This window comes from Streptomyces sp. B93 (genome assembly GCF_018070565.1).
Lineage (GTDB): Bacteria > Actinomycetota > Actinomycetes > Streptomycetales > Streptomycetaceae > Streptomyces.
The window spans coordinates 1-4,921 of the sequence record NZ_JAGPXL010000101.1 but is presented as its reverse complement, the minus strand read 5'-3'; the positions used below and the strand labels follow the sequence as shown (position 1 = coordinate 4,921).

2 protein-coding genes are annotated in these 4,921 nt (G+C 73.0%); one reads left to right on the top strand and one right to left on the bottom strand.

Annotated features, from left to right (window positions below; genetic code table 11):
• Positions 1 to 200: 200 nt before the first annotated feature.
• On the top strand, positions 201 to 1,796 hold the full coding sequence (locus KBY47_RS36015; protein WP_247695762.1) for a glycosyl hydrolase: 1,596 nt from the start codon (positions 201 to 203) through the stop codon (positions 1,794 to 1,796).
• Between the two features lie 25 nt (positions 1,797 to 1,821).
• On the opposite strand, the gene KBY47_RS36010 is transcribed toward KBY47_RS36015, so the two are convergent.
• Complete coding sequence (locus KBY47_RS36010) at positions 1,822 to 4,782, bottom strand: BTAD domain-containing putative transcriptional regulator (RefSeq protein ID WP_308405421.1); 2,961 nt, start codon at positions 4,780 to 4,782, stop codon at positions 1,822 to 1,824.
• Positions 4,783 to 4,921 lie beyond the last annotated feature (139 nt).

Here is a 4,921-nt window from a genome sequence, read left to right as displayed (position 1 = left end):
TCAACTGGCCTGACCTGGCCCGGCCTGCGGCGGGGCCGCAGCCCTCGCGCATCGCAACGGGAAACGCGCCGGAACAGTTCAACCCCCGGGTGAACCGTCCGCCGCTCCCATCCGTCGTGGCCCCGCGGGCGCACTGAACGCCGCCCGCGCATCCGCCCTTTGGCCCGACTGGCTGCCCGACTGACTGAGAGGCACGTTCCATGCCGATGCCGATCCCCCTGCCGAGGCGCAGGCTCCTGCTGGCGCTGTTACTGGCCGTGGTCGCGGGCGCGACAGCCGTCGCCTCGGCAGTCTTCGCCCCCGCCGGGGACGGCGTGGGCCGGAGCGACCGCGTCACCGGGGTGGCGGCCACCGGCGAGCACACCGTGACCTTCCGCAACGAGATGTCCGAGCCCGTCTGGATCGGGGCCACGGTCAACGCCGACGGTTCGGCGCCGCTCGCCGGGCTGCCGAAGCTGGAGCCGGGGCAGTCCGCCACCATCACCGTGCCGGAGAGGTCGGGTGCCGGGCACTGGCGGGGCAAGTTCTTCGCGCGCCAGGGGTGCGAGGGGGAGGACGGCAGTACGTTCCACTGCGCGGTCGGTGACTGCGGGCCGTACGCCGACCACTGCGTGACCGGGGAGCAGCCGGTCAGCCTCGCCGAGTTCAACTTCGACCCGGCCGATTCCCTGGCCCCCTGGTACAACGTCAGCTACGTCAACGCCGTGTCGTCGACCGTCACCATCGTCCCCGACGGGGTGGCACCGCCCGAGGACGGCGGCGAGTGCGCCGACGTGGGCTGCCCCGGCGACCTGCTCGCCGTCTGCCCACCGGAGAACCTCACCACGGACCCGGCGACGGGCAGGCCGCTGGTGTGCGTCAACCCGGACCGGGACGCCAAGACCGCGTACAGCGAGGCGCTCACGAAGGAGTGCCCCAAGGCGTACTCCTGGTCCAAGCACGACGCCGAGCCCGGCAACCAGGTCGTACGCCAGTGCAGCCGGTGCACCGGCATGACCGTCACCTTCCAGGGGGCCGCCCACTCCAGCCCCGCTCCCGGCCCCGACCCCGAGCCGACGGCCACCGCGCCCGCCGACGCCAAGGGCGTGAGCCTCAACCCCGTTGAGGGCGCCGCCCAGGCGCTGGCCGACTCCGGCGCGTCCTGGTACTACAACTGGGCCTCCTCCACCGGCGAGGTCACGAGGCCGGACGGCGTCGAGTACGTCCCGATGATCTGGGGGCCGGGCTCGGTCACCGACGCCGAGCTGGGCGCGGCGGCACGGGAGGGCACGCACCTGCTCGGCTTCAACGAACCCGACTTGCCCGCGCAGGCCAACATGAGCCCCGAGCAGGCGCTGGACCTGTGGCCCCGGCTGGAGGCGACCGGCCTGCGGCTGGGGGCCCCTGCGGTGGCCGCCGGAGCCGACCTGGAGGGCGGCTGGCTGGACCGCTTCATGCGGGGGGCCGACGAGCGCGGGCTGCGCGTGGACTTCATCGCCCTGCACTGGTACGGCGCCGACTTCGGACCCGACGCCACCGAACACCTGCGGGGCTATCTGCAAGCCGTCCACGACCGCTACCAGAAGCCGGTCTGGCTGACCGAGTACGGCCTGATCGACTTCTCCCAGGGCGAGCCCCGCTACCCCGGCGCCCAGGAGCAGGCGGCCTTCGTCGAGTCGTCGACGCGGATGCTGGAGCGGCTGGACTTCGTGGAGCGGTACGCGTGGTTCACCCTGTCGACGCGGACCAGCCCGACCGGTCTGTACGACGGGACGACCGCCAACGCCAGCGGCCAGGCCTACCGTGCCGCGGGCTGAGGCACGGGGCCCGGCCGCCCGCGGTTCAGGGCCGGGCGGGGGAGGCCGCCTTCCGGTCGCGGTCCGTGCCGGGTCCCGGTGTCCCGCCGGACCCGTGCGCCGGACCGGGCGGACGCTCGTCCAGGCGGCCGAGCCTTCTGCGGACGTGTTCGGCGTCCGGGTGGTCCAGCTCCCCGAAGATCTCCAGCGCCCGCAGCCAGGTCGCGCGGGCCCGTTCCGCCTGGCCGACGGTGAGGAGGACCTCCCCGAGATGGCCGAGGGTGTGGCCCTCGCCCCACCGGTTGCCGATGTCCCGGTGTGCCTCAAGGGCCTGGCGGTACGCCTCGATCGCGTCGTCGTGGCGGCCCAGCCGGTGCCGGACCGTGCCGAGGATGTCCAGGGCGACGCCCTCGACCCAGCGGTTGCCGCTGGCCCGCAGGACGGTCATCGCCTCCTCCAGACAGTCGACGGCGTCGTCGAACCGGCCGAGCCGCTGGTAGGCGTCGCCCAGGTTGGCCAGGCCGATCCCCACGCCCCAGGCATCGCTGCCGAGAGCCCGGTGGATGGCCAGGGCCCGGCGGGTGTACTCCACGGCCTTCTCGGGCCGCCCGGCCTGGAGGTAGATGTCGCCCATGTTGGCCGTGGCCGACACCCTGCCCTCCAGGTCCCCCAGCTTCCGGCACAGGACCAGCGACTGCTGGAGGGTGCTGATCGCCTCCTCGTGGCGGCCCAGGGAGCGCAGCGCGTTGCTCATGTCCCTGAGCACCCACGCCTCGCCCCGCTGGTCGTGGTCGCTGCGGGCCGCCGCGAGGCCGGTGCGGGTGGTGTCGAGCCAGTCCTGGAGGTGGCTGCGGAGGTAGAAGAACCCCCACAGGGTGGCGGGCAGCCGCCACGCGATGCCGGGCAGGCCCGACGCGGCGGCCCGGTGCACCGCGGCGACGAGACCCGACCGCTCGGCCTCGCACCAGTCCACGGCCTGGTCGTGCGTGGTGAACACCAGGGGGCGGCAGCCGGGGGGCGGCGGATCGAGGGGGACCCGTCGGCGGTTCGGGGCGAGGATGGCGTAGGCGGCGTCCGCCGTGTGCAGGTACCAGGACAGCAGCCGCTCGACGGCCTGGTCCCGCTCCTGCCGGGTCTCCTCGGCGTGGACGCGCTCGGCGGCGTAGACGCGCAGCAGGTCGTGCAGCGCGTAACGGCCCGGCCGGTGCTCGGTGAGCAGATGGGCCCGGGTGAGTTCGGCGAGGGACCCGCGGACGTCCCGGGGCGGCAGCCCGACCAGGGCGGCCGCGGACGGCGTGGAGATATCGGGGCCGCAGTGCAGTCCCAGCAGCCGGAACAGCCGCGCGGCCGGGGCGGACAGCGCCTCGTACGACCAGGAGAACACCGCCCGTACGTCCGTACTGAGGTCGCTGCTGGTGAAGGCGTCGAGGCTGCCGTGGCTGTCCCGCAGTTCGTCGGCGACGGCACTGAGCGGGAAGTCGGGATGCGTGGCGGCCCGCGCGGCGACGAGGGCCAGCGCCAGCGGCAGCCGGGCGCCGTACTCGATGATCTCGTCCACCTCCTTGGGCTCCGCCGCCACCCGGGCGGCACCGAGGCGGCGGCTCAGGAAACCGTGCGCCTCGGCGGCGGTCAGCGGGTTGAGCGTCAGCGGGTGCGCGCCGTCGTTGACGATCAGGCCGGTGAGCTGGCTGCGGCTGGTGACGACGACCAGACAGCCGGGGGCGCCGGGCAGCAGCGGGCGGACCTGCTCGGTGTCGCGGGCGTTGTCGAGGACGATCAGCACCCGACGCCGGGCGAGGGTACTGCGGTACAGCGCCGCCTGCGCGTCGAGCTGCGCGGGGATGCGCTGCGGGGACAGGCCAAGGGCGTTGAGGAAGATGTGGATGGCCTCGCCCGGCGGCATGACGGAGCCGGTCGGGTCGAAGCCGCGGAGGTTGACGTAGAGCTGCCCGTCGGGGAAGCGGTGGGCGACCTCGTGGGCCCAGTGCACGGCCAGGGTCGTCTTGCCGATGCCGCCCATGCCGCCGATCGCGCCGATCACCACGGTCTTCGGGGATGTCCCGTCCTCGGGCAGCAGGGCGCGGATCTGCTGGAGTTCGCGGTGCCGTCCGGTGAAGGCGGGCAGATCGGCGGGGAGTTGCGCCGGCCGGCCCACGGCGGCGGGTGGCGTCGGGGCAGGGGCGGGCACCGCCGGGGCGTCCTCCGTCCGGTGCGGCTGCCGTCGCTCCGGGGCCGGTGCGGGGGTGGGTTCCAGTGAGGCGTCGGCCGCGAGGATGCGATCGTGTAACTCCCGCAACGGGGCGCAGGGTTCGATGCCCAGCTCGGACACCAGGATGCGGCGGGTCGTACGGTAGGCCGCCAGCGCCTCGGCCTGTCTGCCGGAGCGGTACAGCGCCAGCATCAGCAGCCTGCACAACTGCTCCCGCAGCGGATGGTCCCTGGTCAGCGAGGTCAGCTCGGCGATCACATCGCGGTGGCGCCCCAGCTGGATGTCCAGGTCCAGCCGCATCTCCAGCGCCGCCAGCCGCCGCTCGCCCAGCCGGGCACGCTCGCTCTCGGCCAGCGGGCCGGGCAGCCCGGCCAGGGGGGTGCCCTGCCATCCGGCGAGCGCCGCGTGCAGCAGCTCCGCGGCGGTGGAGTCATCGTCCGCGGCCCGCAGCCGGGTCGCCTCGGCGACCCGCCGCTCGAACAGTCCGAGGTCCAGGGCCTCGTCCGGGACCTCGGCGAGATATCCGTCCGCGACCGAGACGATCACACGCGGCGGCCCCTCACCGTTTTCACCGGCTTTCTCACCGGGTTCCAGTATTTTCCGCAATCGCGATACATAAGTGCGCAGAACGGATATGGCGGCCGATGGTGGTTGCTCTCCCCATACGGCGTCGACGAGTTCTCCGACGGTGACAGGTCGCCCACGCCGTAACAGAAGCGTGGTCAGTACCACGCGTTGCTGTGGCGAACCGAGGTCCAGTTCCCGTTCGCCGTGCCAGGCGCGGACCGGGCCAAGCACAGCGAAGTGCACGAATCCCCCGTGCGCTCCATCTCCAAAGGCTGTGTTCACACGCGTGACTCTACTGATGCTTATTTGCCGACTCATTACCGTCATGATTTCCGGGGAAATGCCGGGAGGTAATGAGGGGTGAACTTCT